Consider the following 15,045-nt stretch of genomic DNA (forward strand, 5'->3'; position numbering starts at 1 on the left):
CGTTGGGTGAGGACGCGTATCCGCCGACATCGATCACTGTCGCCGTCGCGACGGCGGGAGGGACCAGGGTCGTCCACTGGCCCGTGCCCTGGGAGGACACCCGTCCCCTGGGGCCACCGGCGGCCGGCTCGCGGGCAGGGCAGAACGCGGCGAACCCGGTCGATCGCACGCGGCTGCACTTCGGTGGGCGCTCGGACTCGTGCGGAGCCCACCCGTGCAGCGACATCGCGATCGACCGGGTACCGACGCGCCGGCCGCCTACCGGCCCATGACGCGTTCGCCGATGATCGTTCCGGTCCTGTTACCTCTTTCTACGCCGCCTCTTCCCGCCCGGTGCTGCGCTCCGTCGTGACGGCATGCTCACCGGGACGGCCGGTCACCGGGTCTTCCTCGCGGAAGCCGATCTCCCGGTGGGTGCCGTCGCACAACGGCTTGCCCGCGGAATGCCCGCAGCGGCACAGCGTCATCCGGTTGCGGGTCTCCAGAGGGCGTCCGTCCGCGCGCAGGACCGGCACTCCGCCGGTGACCCACAGGGCGCTGGCCAGGCCGTCCTCCTCCTCCAGGACGGAGATGGCCTGCGGCAGGTCGACCTCGATGGTCTCGCCGCCGCGTTCCAGCGCGTAGCTGTAGGAACCCGACGGGCAGTGGTCGATGCGGCCCATGACGCCGGACCGGACGTCGCCGTCCTCGGTGTCGTCGAGCATCTTCGCGATCGGCCGGGTGCGTCCGATGCAGAACGCCGCGTGGATGCACAGCTCACCGACCCGCTGCGCGGATATGCCGACGCCGTCGTGGACGTGCTGCAGTTCCCGGTACGTCCGGACATCGGCGTTCTCGGTGCCGTCGAAGCCGACCACGGCGTGCGTCCCGTCGCAGAACGGTTTGGCGGACGAGCGGCCGCATCGGCACAGCGCGTAGGTCTCCTCGGTCGGCAGGTCCTCGCCGGTCTTCCAGGTCAGCGCGTCGTTTCCGGCGGAGACGACCTTGACCTTGCGTCTGAGCGGCACCTGGCCGTACACGAGGTAGGGGCCGTCGGGAAGCACGACGATCCGCCGCCGGTCACCGCCGCTCCAGCGGCGCGACTCGGGCGCCACGTACTCGAATGTGGGCCCGGCGGTCATGCCGTCCCCGTCGGGCATCCGCATGAGTGCCCGGGCCTGCGCCCCGAGCCCGTACATGGTGCCGGTGGCGACCGCGAGCAGTTTCGGGCTGCCGTTGAACGCCTGCTCCAGCAGGTGCAAGACGGCGCAGTAGGTGTGGTTGAACTCCTCCTGGGCAACGCGGATCGCGCTGCCCGGGGCGTGGTCGGCGACGCGCGGGTCGGCCCTCAGCGGGCGGACGCCGTCGGGGTCGACGCGGATCGCCTCACCGGTGGGGCCGGAGCCCGGGGTATCGCCGCGCCTGAAGCGCCGGCCGACCCGCAGTTCCTGGAAGCGGTAGTAGTGCGCGACCTCGTCGCGTTCGGGGTGGTGGACGTCGCGGTCACCGTCCCAGACCTCGCCGCGGTCCATGCCTTCGCCCTGCTCGACGATCTCCCGCAGCGCGGTGAGCGCCGACGCCAAGTCGGTGACCGAGGTCAGCCGGCCGGTGGTGTTCCGGAAATGGCCGACGTGCACCTGCCGGGCCGGGTCGCCGGAGAAGACGGCCCCCTCGCCGAGCTCGTCGCAGAGACGGCGCAGCGCCTCCTCGATCGCGGCGTAGAACTGCCCGATCGTCTCGTAGCCGTCGGCTTCCGGCGGGGCGCCGGGCGGCGCCGGCCGTTCGAGCCGGAGGAACACGTCGAGCGCTTCCGGACCGAACGGGAGCAGCGACAGCCGCAGGCCGCGGTCACCGTGCGGGAGTCGCCGGGGATGCGGCGGCAGCATCCGCGGCATGTCCAGCCGCGGGCGCCCGCCGACGGCGTTGAGCAGGTTCGCCGCCAGTGCCAGGTGGAGCATCCCCTCGATGAAGACGCCGGCCACCACCTCGACGGCTTCGGGGTTGCGCTCCGGGTCGAGGGAGTAGAGCGCGCACAGGTACGGCGGCAGGGTCGCGTGCTCCAGCTCGATCGCCCACTGCAGGTGCTCGCGAAGCTCGTCGAGCGTCGCGATCCCGGCCGTCGTGGCGGGCGCGGCTTGCTGGTTCTGTACTGGGTTCACAGGTGTCTCGCTTCGGTGTCGGAAAGTGGGTTCGCGACGGCGCCCCGTCCGGCGGTGCCCGGGTTCAGGCGCCCCCGCCGGTGCCGTCCCGGCCGGGGCGGGCGCCGCGTTCCAGTTCCTGGATCGCACCGAGGAGGTTGCGGAACCCGATCTCCTCGCGCTGGACGTCGGTGGGGTCGAACGGCCACTCCGAGGCGGGCAAACCGGCGACCTCCTCCGGACGGCTCGACTCGGCCAGGTTCAGCTCGGCCTCGACTTCGATCTCGAGTTCGATCTCGAAGCCGTCGTCACCGGTCGACATGCTCATCTCTCCTCTACGCATGGCTTGCCGGATGCCCGGCGCAACGGACGTTTCACTGCATGGACCAGCCGCATCGACACCTGCCCGGACGCGAACAGGCGGGCGAAACTCTCGCTCTGGCGGGCCGCCAGCGCGAAGGCGCGGTCGTCGCGGTGCCGCCGCGCGACGACCGCGGCGACCTGCTCGGCGCGCCGCGACCACGACAGCGGCGTGCCGCCGGGCCGATCGATCTGTTCGATCAGGTCGAATCCCGTGGTGGCGAGCAGCTCCTCCAGCTCTCGCTGGGTCGGGAAGAGGTTGCCGTCCGGAGCCGGGAACGACCGTGCGCTCCGGGCGACGACCACCAGCAGCCCGAGCGGCGCATGCGGACCGAGCACCCGGTGGATCTCCCGGAGCAGGGCGGCCTTGTCCACGACGGTGCACAGGACGCCCAGGCACCAGGCGGCGTCGACGGACTCGGCGCGGATCGGCAGCCGTTCGCCGGACGCCCGGACGACCGGCAACCCGAACAGCCGCGCCGCGGCCCGGCATGCGACGGGCATCGGCTCCACCAGGACGGGCCGGACGCCGAACCGCTTGGCTGCCCAGGCCGCCGGGCCGCCGACACCGGCGCCGACGTCCAGCAGCCTGCTCCCGGGCGACAGTTCGCACGCCTCCGCCAGCCAGGCCAGGGCGGCCGGGTCGGCGCTGCCGCGGCAGGCGGCCGGGATCGCGTGCCGCTCACCCAGTTGCTCGACGGCGTCCGCGGTCCACCCGGCGCCGTCGTCGAACTCGGCGATCATCGCCGATGTGGTCACAACGGTCCCTCCGTCGGGGCGGCCCGCCGGTCTCCCGGCGGGCCGCCCGCAGTCGCGGTCTCGTGGCGGGTCAGCAGACGCGAGGCGCCCGCAGATGCTCGCGTTCCGCCAGTTCGGCCTCGTCCACCAGGGTGAGCATGGGCTTCCCGGGCTCGCAGAGCATCGTGACGGTGAAGCGCAGCGGGACGTCGTCGCGGTTGTTGCCGTCCTGGTAGTGGACGACGTCGCCGCCGGGCTCCCAGAACACCTCGCCCGCGCCGACGACGCGTTCCGGCTCCCCCTCGACCTCCAGCAGCATCTCGCCCTCCAGCACGTACCCGAAGGCCGGGCCGGAGTGCCGGTGCGGGGGCGTGCCGGGGTCGCCGGGCGGGTACTCGATGACCACGGTCATCGCGTGCGCTCCCGCCGGGATGAACGGCGGCTCGGCCTCCTGCAGCATGGTGAGCGCCGTCCGCCATGCGGACGACCTGCTCTCCGGTCCGCCGCTCTGGTCACTACCGGACATGGGACGTACCTCCCTGACTCGTGGGTGCGAGGCGTGCCGCGGCACTACGCCGCGTCGGTCTTCAGCCATTCGGCGTAGGTGATCTCGCCGAGGGCGGCGCCGTCGCCCGGTACGAGGTCCCGCTCCCCCATGACGGCGCCGAAGTAGCGCGCCTCGGGGTCGGTGACGACCTCGCGCGGGTCCTCCAGGGCCGCGAGCGCCTTCCGGAAGAACTCGTCCATCCGGTACTGCGTCGGCCCGGCGATCTCGACCGTCCGGTTCAGCGGCGACCCCGCCGCCGTCCTGCCGACGGTCCGGGCGACCTCCTCGCCCGCGATCGGCTGGAACCCGACCGGGGCGATCCGGACGTTGTCGCCGTCCGCGGACTCGTCGGCGATCCGGCGGACGAACTCGAAGAACTGCGTGGCGTGCACGATCGAGTAGGGGATCCCCGACTCCTTGATCAGCTTCTCCTGGGCGAGCTTCGCCCGGAAGTAGCCCACGTCGGGTCGCCGTTCGGCGCCCACCACCGACAGCGCGACGTGGTGGCCGACCCCGGCCTTCTTCTCCGCGGCGAGCAGGTTGCCGGTGGACGTCTCGAAGAACTTCAGCACCGCGGCGTCCTCGAAGGACGGGGAGTTCGACACGTCCACGACCACGGACGCGCCCTTCAGCGCCTCGTCGAGCCCCTCGCCGGTGAGCGTGTCGACGCCGGTGTTCGGTGCGGCCGCCACCGCCTCGTGGCCGTGCTCACCGAGCTTGCTCACGACTTTGGAACCGATCAGTCCGGTACCGCCGATCACCACGATCTTCATAAGGAGCCTCCTTGTCCGCCGGGGCGTCCGTCCGCCGCCGGTCGACAGCTAAGACCGGGCACCTCCGCGACCTGTGACGCCCGCGCCGAAAGATCTTCGACGTCGCGACCGTCCGGTGCGCGGTGTCACAGGCGGGGACGCCGTCCGGTCTTTGTCAGCAGGACGGCCCCATGGAGCGACGGGAGCGAAACGTGCCGCCAGCAGACGCCAGGTATCGGATCAGGGTTCGGATGACCGCGCGTGCGGTCGACGAGCCGCATCGCACGGCCAGGCCCCTCGAACTCCTGTTCGATCTGACCTTCGTGGTGGCCGTCGCGGCCGTCACCGGCCGGCTCGCGCACGACATCGCCGACGGGCACGCCCTCGCCGGGCTCGCCCCGTTCTTCCAGGTCTTCTTCGCGGTGTGGTGGGCGTGGATGAACTTCACCTGGTTCGCCTCGTCGTACGACACCGACGACGCCGCCTACCGGTTGCTGACCATGGTGCAGATGGCCGGCGTGCTCGTCCTCGCCGCAGGGGTGCCGGCCGCGGTCGACGACGCCGACTACCGCGCCGTGACGCTCGGCTACTTCATCATGCGGATCGCCCTCGTCGCCCAATGGCTGCGGGCCGCCGCCGGAGACGCGGCGGGCCGCCGTACCGCGCTGCGCTACGCCGCGGGCATCGCCGTCCTCCAGGCGGGCTGGGTGCTGCGGCAGGTCCTCGCCGAGACCGGCGTCCTGCCGGAGGCGGCGGGGCTACCGGCCTTCGCCGGGCTCGCCGTCCTGGAACTGGCCGTGCCGTGGTGGGCGGAGCGGACGAGGCCCACCAACTGGCACCCCCACCACATCGCCGAACGCTACGGCCTGTTCACGATCATCCTTTTCGGCGAGAGCGTCCTGGCGGCGTCCAACGCGGTCGGAGGTGCGCTCGAGGCGGCGGAGATCAGCGGTCCTCTGGTGGTCATCGCCGGGTCCGGTCTCGTCCTGTTGTTCGCGCTCTGGTGGCTGTACTTCCTCGCTCCGGCGGGCGAAGGTCTGGACGAGCGGCGCCACCGGTCCTACCTGTGGGGATACGGCCACTACGGCGTCTTCGCCGCCCTGGCGGCGCTCGGCGCCGGCCTCGAGGTCGCGGTGGAGCAGACCGGTCATCACATCGAGGCCGCCCCCGTCGCCATCTGTTATGCCGTGGCGATCCCCGCCGCGGCGTTCGTCGTCCTGCACTGGCTCGTCCACACGCCCATCGTCACCGGATCCGTCGTCCACCCGGCCGCGGTGGCGTCCGCCGCGACCGCTCTCCTCCTCCTGCCGCTCGCCGCGCCGCGCATCGGCGTGGCGCCCGTCATCGCGGCGATCGCGGGCGTCTGCGTCCTCGTCACCACCGTCACCATCCTTCCCGGGGCCGGTCGCCCGTCCCGCCTTGGGGCCGGTCGCCGCTAGCCCGCGACGCCGGACGCGGAGCGCCGCAACTGCCTGCGGGAGGTGACACCGAGCTTGGCGAAGATCTTTCGCAGGTGCCATTCGACGGTGCGGGGGCTGATGAAGAGCCGGGTTCCGATCTCCGGATTCGTCAGCCCCTCCCGGACCAGCCGCAGGATCTGGCTCTCCTGCGCGGTGAGTTCGCCGGGCGGCTCGGCCGCGCGCCTGCGCACCTGCTCGCCGGTGGCCAGCAGTTCGCGGGCCGCTCGCTGGGAGAAGGCCCGCATGCCCATGGCCGTGAACGCCTCGTGGGCCGTTCGCAGCTGCTCGCGTGCGTCGCGCTGGCGGCGCCGGCGGCGCAGCCATTCGCCGTAGAGCAGATGGGCGCGGGCCAGTTCGCCGCGGACACGGGTGCGGCCGAGCCGGTCGATCGCTTCGCGGTAGTGTTCCTCGGCGGATGCGCCGGTGCCGACGAGGGCCCGCGAGCGCGCCGCCAGTCCCAGCGCCCAGTCGGTACCGCACACCCGCGCGAGGTCGTCGAACCGCCGTAGCGCCGCGTCGGCCTCCCGCGGTGCGCCACCGCGCACGGCGGCTTCGATGCGTTCGGGAAGTATCCACGCTTCCGTGACGACGCCGCCGAGACGATCGCAGGCGTCCTCGGGCGCAGCGGCCGGCACGTCCCCGTACCGGCCGAGGCTGTTGTTGAGGACGGCCATGGCCCACCGGCCCACGGTCGTGTCGTCGCCGCCGCCGCGGCGGGCGGCCTCGGCGGCGACGGACCTCGCCAGCGCGGCGGCGTCCGCCTCGCGCCCCTGCCAGGCCGCCAGCGCCAGGGCGGCGTAGGGCGGCCACGGATTCTCGACCACCTCGGAGACCGTCTCGAGTTCGGCGACCAGCGCCGCCGCCGCGGCCGGCTCGCCACCGACGAGCTTCGCGATGGTATGCGAGGTCAGCGCGAGGGGAAGGTCGGTGGCCCGGCCCGTGTCCCGAGTGAGCCGCAGATGCCGGGACGTGAGCTCGTTCCAGGTGTCGTAGTCCCAGAGCGTCGCGGCGGCCAGCCCGGCCGGCCAGGACCAGCGGAGTCCGTCGTCGTCCGGCAGGTCCGGGGCGCGGAAGGCGCCGACCGCGGACTTCAGCGCCCCGGCTCCCGCCGCGAGACCTTCGGTGAGGCAGAGGGTCATCCCGTCCAGGAGCCTGTCGGCCACGCGCGGGGCAGCCTGCGGAGGCGGGGCCGACCGTGCCGCGGCGGCCGCCTCCAGCAGGGCGGCGCTGTCGGCCGGATGGCCGGCGAACAGCGCCGCGCCGATCGCCTCCAGGTAGGTGTCGCGGGCGAGCGGCGCGTCGTGCGGCTGGAGCCGGCGGGCCGCCTCGAGCAGGAGCAGGGCGGACGCCCCGTCGCGTTTCGTGCTGAAGGCGATCTGCGCGCGCAGCAACTCGACCCGGCAGCGCAGGCGCCGGTCGAGCGGGGCCGCCTCGGCGATGGACAGCAGCCGCAGCGCGGTCCGCGGCGCACCGGCCTGGTGGGCGGCCTGGGCCGCGGTCAGGGCACGGCCCTGCCGGTGAGCGGGATCGGGGGTCAGCTCGACCGCACGGCCCAGGAACGCGGCCGTCCCGGCCGCCCCGCTGCGCGCCCCCGCCCGCCGCGCGGAGCGTTCGAGTTCGGCGGCGACGTCCTCGGCGGGCGCGGAGGCCGCCTGCGCGGTGTGCCAGGCGCGGCGATCGGCATCGGAAACGGGGTCGGTGACCTCGGCCAGCGCACCGTGCGTACGGCGCCGCTCCTCCGGGGACGCCGTCCAGTAGGCGGCCGACCGCGCCAGCGGATGGTCGAAGCGCACCCGGTCACCGATGTGGACGAGCCCGGCGGACACCGCCGGCGCCGCCGCTTCGGGGCCGACCCCGAGCCGCTCCGCGGCCCGCCACAGCAGCACCGGGTCTCCGCCCGGTTCCGCGGCCGCCACCAGGAGCAGTCTCCGCGTCGGGGACGCGAGGCGCGCCACCCGCCGCCGGTAGATGTCCTGGACGCGGTCGCCGGAGACGCGTGCTCCGGGCGGGCCGAACCCGCCGGCCAGCTCCGCCCGGGACGCCTCGTGGGACAGCTCCAGCAGCGCCCGCGGGTTGCCGCGCGTCTCATCGACGATCCGCTCCAGCACCCGCTCGTCCCATGGCCCGGGGACGACCGCGCGGAGCAGCGTGCTCGCGTCCCGGGCGGGAAGCCCGGTGACCACCAGTTCGGGCAGTCCGGTCAGGGCCGCGTCCGGGTCTGCCGACCCGGTCGGCTCCGGTGCCGGGCCCGGCACCGGGTCGGGCGCCCGGGTCGCCAGGATGATCGCCACGGACTCGGTCCGCAGCCGGCGGGCCGTGAACGTCAGGACCTCCAGGGACGCCCGGTCGAGCCACTGGGCGTCGTCCACGAGACACAGCAGCGGCCGGTTCCGCGCGGTCTCCGACAGCAGCCCGAGGACGGCCAGCCCGAGGACGAACAGGTCGGGCGCGGGTCCGAGCCGCAGGCCGAACGCGATCCGCAGCGCCTCGCGCTGCGGGTCGGGAAGGCGGGGGAGAAGGCCGGTCATCGGGACGCACAGCCGGTGCAGGCCGGCGAAGTCCAGCCCGCGCTCCGACTGGACGCCCGCGACGCGCGAGACGTCGAACCCGTGCGCCCGCTCGCCCGCGTGGTCCAGCAGCGCCGTCTTCCCCGCTCCCGGCTCGCCGCGCAGTACCAGCGCGCGGCTCGCGCCGTCCCGGACGTCCTGGAGCATCGCGTCGAGCCGGGCGCGCTCCTCCCGCCGTCCGTGCAGAGGCCGGAAGCCGTTCCCCCGGTCCATTCGACCATCCGGGACACGGGCAACGGGTGCCCCTCCAATGAACGCCGAACGTCTTCCCGGATCCGTCGTGAAAGGAATGCCGGCGGGGACCCGGTCGTCCAGGTCCGGTCGCCGCTCTCTGATTTCCATGGTGACCGATCTCCTTGATGCTCGCTTAGTTGGAAACAGCTCTGCCACAGGGGTATTCGCTACCTTTGACCGAACTGATCTCGCAGCCGTGACACTTCTGGGGACGGCCCGGCCGCAGAACCGCCATCGGCGGGAAACGGGCCGGTCCGGCTCCGTCGTCGGCGACCAGGGCCAGGGGTGCGCCCAGTGGCCCACCCGGGTGCGTTCGGCGCCGATCCGGATGACAGTTGTCGTTGACGAACTCGAAGTGCAGTGGCGATCGGAGAGACAATGGTGATCGGCGTGAAAGCGACATGAGCAAACTGACCTCGCGCTGGGCCGAATCGGCATCGTGCCGTTCGGTCGATCCCGACCTGTTCTTTCCCGTGGGCAAGGAAGACGTCTATTCGGTGCACATTGCGCCGATCCGCCAGATCTGCGCCGCATGCCCCGTCGCAGGCCCCTGCCTGGAATGGGCCCTGCGCACAGGCGAGCCGGACGGCATCTGGGGCGGTACCACTCCCGGCGAGCGCCGCCGCATCCGCGCCGCCCGGGGAACCGCGCTTCCGCGACCGCCGCGACCCGGCGTCCGGCACGGCGGGTCGATGGTGCCCGACTCGGCGCCGACCGGCCGCGGCCCGGGATGACGGCCACGGCCGTCGGCCCCGCCGCCCGACGCGGCGGGAGGTGCCGCCCGGCGGAGGCCGTGCCGTGCACCGCGGTCAGGCCGCCCTGGCACCGCGGTCGCCGGAGGAGTTGACGACGTCCGCGGCGAAGAGATCCTCCAGAGCCGTTACGTTTCCCTCCTGAGCGGCGGTGAGGAAAGTCGACAGGAGGCGCCGGTGCTCGCCGGTGTCGATCGACCCGCGCCGGGGTGCGTGCAGGCGCTTGCGGGCGCGGCTCACCAGCTGGCGTACGTTGGCCGGGCTGAGCCGGATGATCTCGGCGATCTGCTCGTAGGGATAGACGAAGGCTTCGCGGAGGACGTAGGCGGCCCGCTGGGCCGGGGTGAGCTTCTCGAGCAGCAGCAGCAGGGCGAGTTCGAGCGCCTCGCCGCGCTCGGCCCCGACGGCGGGGTCGGCGCTGGTGTCGATGGGCTCCGGAAGCCAGGGGCCGATATGGCAGATCTCCCGGCGTGCCCGCGCGGACTGGGCGGCGTTGATGGACAGCCGCGTCGTGGTCAGGGCCAGGAACGCCTCCGGATTGCCGATGGACGGATGATCCACCTTCTGCCAGCGCAACCAGGTCTCCTGGACGATGTCCTCGGCCTCCGTCGCACTGGCGAGCATCCGGTAGGCGATGCCGAAGAGGCGCGGGCGCACTTCGGCGAAAGCGGCGGCGGCCCGGTCCAGGCTCGTTCGATCTAGTCCTTCAGAATGCATGCTCACTCGCACCTTCAAAGCGATGGTGTCGATACATCGGGCCCGGCCGCAGGCCGGGCCCGATGGGGGATTCCGCTCAGCTCCGCCGCTGCCCGGCGGCGTCGAGGATCGAGGCGATCACGGCGTCGGGCCGGGAGGCCGCGATGGCGTGGGAGGCGCCGGCGACCTCACGGGTCTCCCGTGCGGCGGCCCGCTCGGCCATGAAGCGCAGGGCCGCGGCGGGGATGTTGAGGTCGCGCTCACCGAAGACGAACCATGACGGCACGGTGCGCCACGCGGCACCGTCCTCGCTCACCTGGTCCGTCAGCGCCCGCTCGGTCACCGGCCGCTGGGTCGCCGCCATCAGCGCGGCCTGCTCGGCGTCCAGGTCGGCGCAGAACTGGTGGTGGTACTTGTCCGCATCGATCCGGAACTCGTTGCCGCCGGAGGAGACCGGATAGGCGACCAGTGCGTCCGCCAGGGTGCTGCCCTCGAACTTGCCGGAGAGCTGGAACGCGCTCTCCCCGGGCTCGGGAGCGAACGCGGAGACGTAGACCAGGGACCGGACGGCGGGGACGCCGGTCGCGGCCCGGCTGATCACCAGACCGCCGTAGGAGTGGCCGACGAGCACGACCGGCCGGCCGATGCCGGCGATGACGTCCCGTACGTAGGCGGCGTCCTCCGCCAGCCCTCGCAGCGGGTTGGCCACGGCGAGCGCGCGCAGCCCGCGGTCGGCCAGGCCTCGGATGACGCCGTTCCAGCTCGCCGATTCGGCGAAGGCTCCGTGGACGAGGACGATGACGGGCCGTTCGGCGGTGCTCATGCGTTGTCCTTTCCGGGGTGCAGGGCGGTCCTGAGGACCGAGACCGCCTGGGCGACGGCGGCTCGCACGGCCCGGCTGTCGCTGAGGGGGTTGAGCATCATGAAGTCGTGGAGCGTGCCGTTGTAACGGACGCTGGTGGTCGGGACGCCCGCCTCGGTGAGCTTGCGGGCGTACGCCTCGCCCTCGTCGCGGAGCACGTCGTTCTCGTCGACGACGACGAACGCCGGCGGCAGACCCGCCAGGTCGTCGGCGGTGGCGCGCAGCGGCGAGGCGGTGATCTCGGCACGCTCGGACGGGTCGGTGGTGTAGGCGTCCCAGAACCAGGCCATGGCCTTGGCGGTCAGGTAGGGGCCGGTGGCGAATTCGCGGTAGCTGCCGGTGTCCTGAGCGGCGTCGGTGACCGGGTAGTACAGCGACTGGTGCACGAACCTCACGTCGCCGCGCCGCTTGGCCATGAGGGTGAGGGCGGCGGTCATGTTCCCGCCGACCGAGTCGCCGGCGACCGCCATCCGGGCGACGTCCAGGTTGCCCTTCGCGCCGTTGGCGGTCAGGAACCGGGCGGCGGCGTACCCCTGCTCGATCGCGACCGGGTAGCGGACCTCGGGCGACCGGTCGTACTCCACGAACGCGACCGCCGCGTGGGCGCCGACCGCCAGCTCGCGCACCAGCCGGTCATGGGTTCCGGCGTTGCCGATGACCCAGCCGCCGCCGTGCATGTACAACACGACCGGCAGGACCTCCTCGGCCGTCCCGGCCGGCTTGACGACGCGGACCCGCACCTCGCCGACGTCCGCGGGCACGGTGAGCCACTTCTCGTCGATGTCGGGCATGCCGACCGCGTCGGCCTGGAGGTCGTCCAGGACCTTGCGGGCCCCGTCCGGCCCGAGCTCGTAGAGGAACGGCGGCTTGGAGGTGGCGTCGGCGATCTCCTGTGCCGCCGGTTCGAGAACATGACCGCTCATGGGCGTCCTTCCTTGACGGTGGCCGGACATTGGCCACTCGATCTCTTCGCCGACCTTTGCGAGCGCCATTTCGCCCGCCTCAGGTCGGTCGTACCGCGGGGTTCGACAACCCCGTGTATTCACCATCCCGCGCTCGTTGAGATGTGACATGACACGAACGTATGAGATCAGAGAACTGCAGCTCGGCGAGGCTAACCACCGTCATCCGGGTGGAGTTGCGTCACAACTAAAAGGCAGCACGAAAGGCCGGAGCCGTCCCGATTGGAACGGTTCCGGCTCGGCTTTTTAGTTGTCAGGCGGCGGTGTCGTCCCGTTCGTGGTAAGCGCGCGCAAGTGCCGCGCGTGAATTCACTCCGAGCTTTTTGAAGATGTGCATGACGTGGGTGCCGATCGTGGCGGGGGACAGGAAGAGCCGCTCTGCCGCCTGCCGGTTGGTCGCCCCTCCGGCCACGAGTGCGGCGACCCGTCGTTCGGCGGGCGTGAGCGCGTCCCACCCCCGTGCGGCCCGAGGCCGCGACGGCCGCGGCGCCCGCCGCCGGTGGCCGACGGCGAGCAGCGCGCGCCGCACCCTCGCGACCTCGTTCTCCGCCCCCGCGCGCCTGTAGACGTCCCCGGCTTCGACGAGGTGGTCGACGGCGGCGTCGCGGTCGGAGTCCAGAAGCAACCTTCCGGCGTCCTCCAGAGCGGCGGCGAGCGGCAGCGGACACCCGACTCCGCGAAGGATCCGGGCGGCTCGCCGAACCGCTTCGGCGTCGTCGGCCAGCAGCCCGCGCGCATGCGCGGCCGTCGCGGCGAAGAACGGGACGCCGGGGTTGCGGGCGGCCCTGCGCTCGGCCTCGGCGACCGTCGCGACGGCGAGCGCCGTCCGGCCGCCGGCCAGCGCCGTCCGGACGGACGCCGCATCGTCCTCGGCCGCCGCGAGGCCGGCGGGTGCCGCGGGCCACGCGGGCCACGCGGCCGATGCCCGCGCCGTCCCGTCCCCGTGGACCTCCCCCGGCCGCTCAGGCGCGTCGGGGGCGCCCGTCAACGCCCCCACTCGCCCGATGACCGAGAGCGCGGCGCGCGAGACGGCCTCGCCCGCACCGGACTCCTTCGTCACCGAGAGCGCGGCCTCGGCGTCCGCACGGGCCTCGGCCGGCCGGCCCGCGGCCAGGAGCAGCCGGGCACGGGCGGCCAGCCAGACGGGCAGGCCCTCGGCGTGACCGGGCCGCCGGGCCGCCGCGACGCCCTCGGTCGCTTCACGCAGCCCCTCCCGCACTCTGCCGGTCATGCCGTGCAGCGACGCCTGCCAGACCGCCGGGACGAAGAGCGTCGACCGCGCCGGCACGGTGGCGACGGCCTCGGCGGCGAGGCGCTCGGCCGAGGCGAAGTCCAGCCCGACGGCCCGGAGCATGGAGTCGGTGGTGCGAACCAGGGCCAGAGCCGCGTCGCTCCCGCTCCGCGAGGCGATCTCGACGGCGGCCGGGAGCAGCCGCTCCGCGGCCGGGACGTCGCCGGTCAGCAGCGCGGCGAGGCACCACGACGCCATCAGCGGAGCACGCACCCCGTCCGGCGCGCCGTCCAGAGCGGCTCCGGCGCGGCCGTGCAGCAGGGCTTCGGCGTACGAGCCCTGCAACGCCGACATCGCCGCCCCCAGCCGCACTCGTGCCTCGACCGTGGCGGGCAAGGGACCGCTCAGGACCGTCTCGGCGAGCACCCGGCCCTCGCCGCCCCGGCCGACGCGCGCGAGCAGGGGGAGAGCGTCCGCGACGGCGGCGGCACGTTCCGGCGAGCCCGCCGGGGCGAGCGCGACGGCCCGCCGGGCGATCGGCACGGCGGCGTCCGGAGCGGTCTCGGCGAGTTCGGTCACGCCCCTGCGCAGCAGCGCGGCGGCCTCGCAGTCCCCGGGCTCGGCCGCCTCGGCCACGGCCAGGGCGACCTGGCCGATGGGTGCTCCCTGCGCCAGGCTCAGCTCGGCGGCCCGCGACAGCAGCGTCCGGCGCAACGGCACGGGCACCGTGTCGCGAATGGCCTCGCGCTCCCCGTCGTGCCGGAATGTGAGCGGGTCCGTGGGACGGACGAGGCCGACGTCCACGGCCTCCTGGAGCGCCGTCACGACCTCGCCGAGGGGGTGTCCGCCAAGGTCGGCGAGCCGGCCGGCCTCCGGCTCGGGGCCGAGCACCGCCGCGAGCCGGAGTACCTCGCGGGCGAGCGGCGTCAGCCGCCCGAAGGGGCGCCGCGCGGAGCCGGAGGGGGAGACCGGGTCCGGCGGCCGTCCGAGACGGACCGTCCGTGCGCCGGCGTCGACGAGTGCGGCGACGGTCGCCCGCAGGTCGGCGTCCGGCGTCCCCGTGCGGACGGTGACCAGCCAGAGGATCGCGCCGGAGGACGGCCGGGCCGCGAGAAGGCGCAGCGCGTGGAGGTTCTCGGTGCCGCACCACTGGAGGTCGTCGATGACGACGAGCAGCGGCCCGTGCAGCGTCGCCTGCTCCAACTGTCCCTGTACCGCCCGCAACAACCAGAACCGCTGTTCGGCGGACTCGGACAGCGTGCGAAGGAGCCCCGCGTCGATGACCGGGCGCACGTGGGACGCCGGCGTCCGCAGGAACGCGCCGAACGGGACGTTCCGGTGGCGGTCGCCCTTCCCGCCGAGCACGCGGATCGGAAGGGTCTCCGCGAAGGCCCGTGCCTCCCGCGCGACGCGGCTCTTGCCGGCCCCGGGAGGTCCCTCGACGATGAGCACGCCTCCGCATCCCTCGGGCAACCGCGAGATCCTCGCGGTCACATGGGCGAGCTCGGCCTCAAACTCACGCGGCCCGAGCCCCCGCCGGTGCGGCGGACGGTCACCGGTCTCACCGGGCCGCCCCTGAGCGGGTCCCGCGCCTTCGTCCCGCGTCCGCTCGATCGCCATGTCTCTCCTCCGACCTGCAGGTCGATGCCCTTCGCCGTCACAGAACACTGTGGGCCGGGCATGGCCGCGGTCGTATCCGGGAGACCCTGGCCCGGGTCCCTAGGGGGCGGGACGGCCGACCCGGGGAGGAACACGGGCGGAGCACCC

The 15,045-nt window shown here is 73.5% G+C and carries 12 protein-coding genes; 2 read left to right on the forward strand and 10 right to left on the reverse strand.

Annotated features, from left to right (window positions below):
• Positions 1 to 311: 311 nt before the first annotated feature.
• The 5 genes from AB0L25_RS23980 to AB0L25_RS24000 all read right to left on the reverse strand — a co-directional run bounded on the left by AB0L25_RS23980 (position 312) and on the right by AB0L25_RS24000 (position 4,535).
• Positions 312 to 2,138 (reverse strand): ferritin-like domain-containing protein, encoded by a 1,827-nt coding sequence (locus AB0L25_RS23980; RefSeq protein WP_500174897.1) that lies wholly within the window; start codon positions 2,136 to 2,138, stop codon positions 312 to 314.
• 64 nt (positions 2,139 to 2,202) lie between these two features.
• Positions 2,203 to 2,439, reverse strand: coding sequence for a hypothetical protein (locus AB0L25_RS23985; protein ID WP_500174898.1), 237 nt, complete (start codon positions 2,437 to 2,439; stop codon positions 2,203 to 2,205).
• Positions 2,440 to 2,441: 2 nt separating this feature from the next.
• Positions 2,442 to 3,236, reverse strand: coding sequence for a class I SAM-dependent methyltransferase (locus AB0L25_RS23990; RefSeq protein ID WP_500174899.1), 795 nt, complete (start codon positions 3,234 to 3,236; stop codon positions 2,442 to 2,444).
• 70 nt (positions 3,237 to 3,306) lie between these two features.
• The gene (locus AB0L25_RS23995) at positions 3,307 to 3,741 is read right to left on the reverse strand and encodes a cupin domain-containing protein (RefSeq protein WP_500174900.1); all 435 of its coding nucleotides are present in this window, start codon (positions 3,739 to 3,741) and stop codon (positions 3,307 to 3,309) included.
• Positions 3,742 to 3,785: 44 nt separating this feature from the next.
• Entirely contained in the window at positions 3,786 to 4,535 is a 750-nt protein-coding gene (locus AB0L25_RS24000; RefSeq protein WP_500174901.1) for an SDR family oxidoreductase, read from the reverse strand.
• A gap of 230 nt (positions 4,536 to 4,765) precedes the next feature.
• Here AB0L25_RS24000 and AB0L25_RS24005 point away from each other — a divergent pair, with 230 nt between their 5' ends.
• Positions 4,766 to 5,953: a low temperature requirement protein A gene (locus AB0L25_RS24005; RefSeq protein ID WP_500174902.1), complete on the forward strand. Its 1,188-nt coding sequence runs from the start codon at positions 4,766 to 4,768 to the stop codon at positions 5,951 to 5,953.
• On the opposite strand, the gene AB0L25_RS24010 is transcribed toward AB0L25_RS24005, so the two are convergent.
• Positions 5,950 to 8,754 carry a helix-turn-helix transcriptional regulator gene (locus AB0L25_RS24010; RefSeq protein WP_500174903.1) on the reverse strand — a complete coding sequence of 935 codons (2,805 nt, stop codon included), beginning with the start codon at positions 8,752 to 8,754 and terminating at the stop codon, positions 5,950 to 5,952. The two genes, AB0L25_RS24005 and AB0L25_RS24010, sit on opposite strands and share 4 nt — an antisense overlap.
• 422 nt (positions 8,755 to 9,176) lie before the next feature.
• Here AB0L25_RS24010 and AB0L25_RS24015 point away from each other — a divergent pair, with 422 nt between their 5' ends.
• Entirely contained in the window at positions 9,177 to 9,509 is a 333-nt protein-coding gene (locus tag AB0L25_RS24015) for a WhiB family transcriptional regulator (protein ID WP_500174904.1), read from the forward strand.
• A gap of 75 nt (positions 9,510 to 9,584) precedes the next feature.
• Here the strand turns inward: AB0L25_RS24015 and AB0L25_RS24020 are convergent, their stop codons facing one another.
• From AB0L25_RS24020 to AB0L25_RS24035, 4 genes are all read right to left on the reverse strand, one after another.
• Complete coding sequence (locus AB0L25_RS24020; protein WP_500174905.1) at positions 9,585 to 10,244, reverse strand: sigma-70 family RNA polymerase sigma factor; 660 nt, start codon at positions 10,242 to 10,244, stop codon at positions 9,585 to 9,587.
• 76 nt (positions 10,245 to 10,320) lie between these two features.
• Positions 10,321 to 11,046, reverse strand: coding sequence for an alpha/beta fold hydrolase (locus AB0L25_RS24025; RefSeq protein ID WP_500174906.1), 726 nt, complete (start codon positions 11,044 to 11,046; stop codon positions 10,321 to 10,323).
• A complete protein-coding gene (locus AB0L25_RS24030; protein ID WP_500174907.1) occupies positions 11,043 to 12,008 on the reverse strand; it encodes an alpha/beta hydrolase in 966 nt (321 codons plus the stop codon). The genes AB0L25_RS24025 and AB0L25_RS24030 overlap by 4 nt, the downstream gene beginning before the upstream one ends.
• Positions 12,009 to 12,300: 292 nt before the next feature.
• Positions 12,301 to 14,898: a helix-turn-helix transcriptional regulator gene (locus AB0L25_RS24035; protein WP_500174908.1), complete on the reverse strand. Its 2,598-nt coding sequence runs from the start codon at positions 14,896 to 14,898 to the stop codon at positions 12,301 to 12,303.
• Between the last annotated feature and the right edge of the window lie 147 nt (positions 14,899 to 15,045).

The sequence above is a fragment of the Spirillospora sp. NPDC052242 genome (assembly GCF_040679555.1).
GTDB lineage: Bacteria > Actinomycetota > Actinomycetes > Streptosporangiales > Streptosporangiaceae > Spirillospora.

Excerpts from the sequence above, each read along its gene's own strand:
- AB0L25_RS24020 (WP_500174905.1), bottom strand. The coding sequence starts at position 10,244 with ATGCATTCTGAAGGACTAGATCGAACGAGCCTGGACCGGGCCGCCGCC.
- AB0L25_RS23995 (WP_500174900.1), bottom strand. The coding sequence starts at position 3,741 with ATGTCCGGTAGTGACCAGAGCGGCGGACCGGAGAGCAGGTCGTCCGCA.
- AB0L25_RS24005 (WP_500174902.1), top strand. The coding sequence starts at position 4,766 with ATGACCGCGCGTGCGGTCGACGAGCCGCATCGCACGGCCAGGCCCCTC.
- AB0L25_RS24000 (WP_500174901.1), bottom strand. The coding sequence starts at position 4,535 with ATGAAGATCGTGGTGATCGGCGGTACCGGACTGATCGGTTCCAAAGTC.
- AB0L25_RS23985 (WP_500174898.1), bottom strand. The coding sequence starts at position 2,439 with ATGTCGACCGGTGACGACGGCTTCGAGATCGAACTCGAGATCGAAGTC.
- AB0L25_RS24025 (WP_500174906.1), bottom strand. The coding sequence starts at position 11,046 with ATGAGCACCGCCGAACGGCCCGTCATCGTCCTCGTCCACGGAGCCTTC.
- AB0L25_RS24015 (WP_500174904.1), top strand. The coding sequence starts at position 9,177 with ATGAGCAAACTGACCTCGCGCTGGGCCGAATCGGCATCGTGCCGTTCG.
- AB0L25_RS24030 (WP_500174907.1), bottom strand. The coding sequence starts at position 12,008 with ATGAGCGGTCATGTTCTCGAACCGGCGGCACAGGAGATCGCCGACGCC.
- AB0L25_RS24035 (WP_500174908.1), bottom strand. The coding sequence starts at position 14,898 with ATGGCGATCGAGCGGACGCGGGACGAAGGCGCGGGACCCGCTCAGGGG.
- AB0L25_RS24010 (WP_500174903.1), bottom strand. The coding sequence starts at position 8,754 with ATGGACCGGGGGAACGGCTTCCGGCCTCTGCACGGACGGCGGGAGGAG.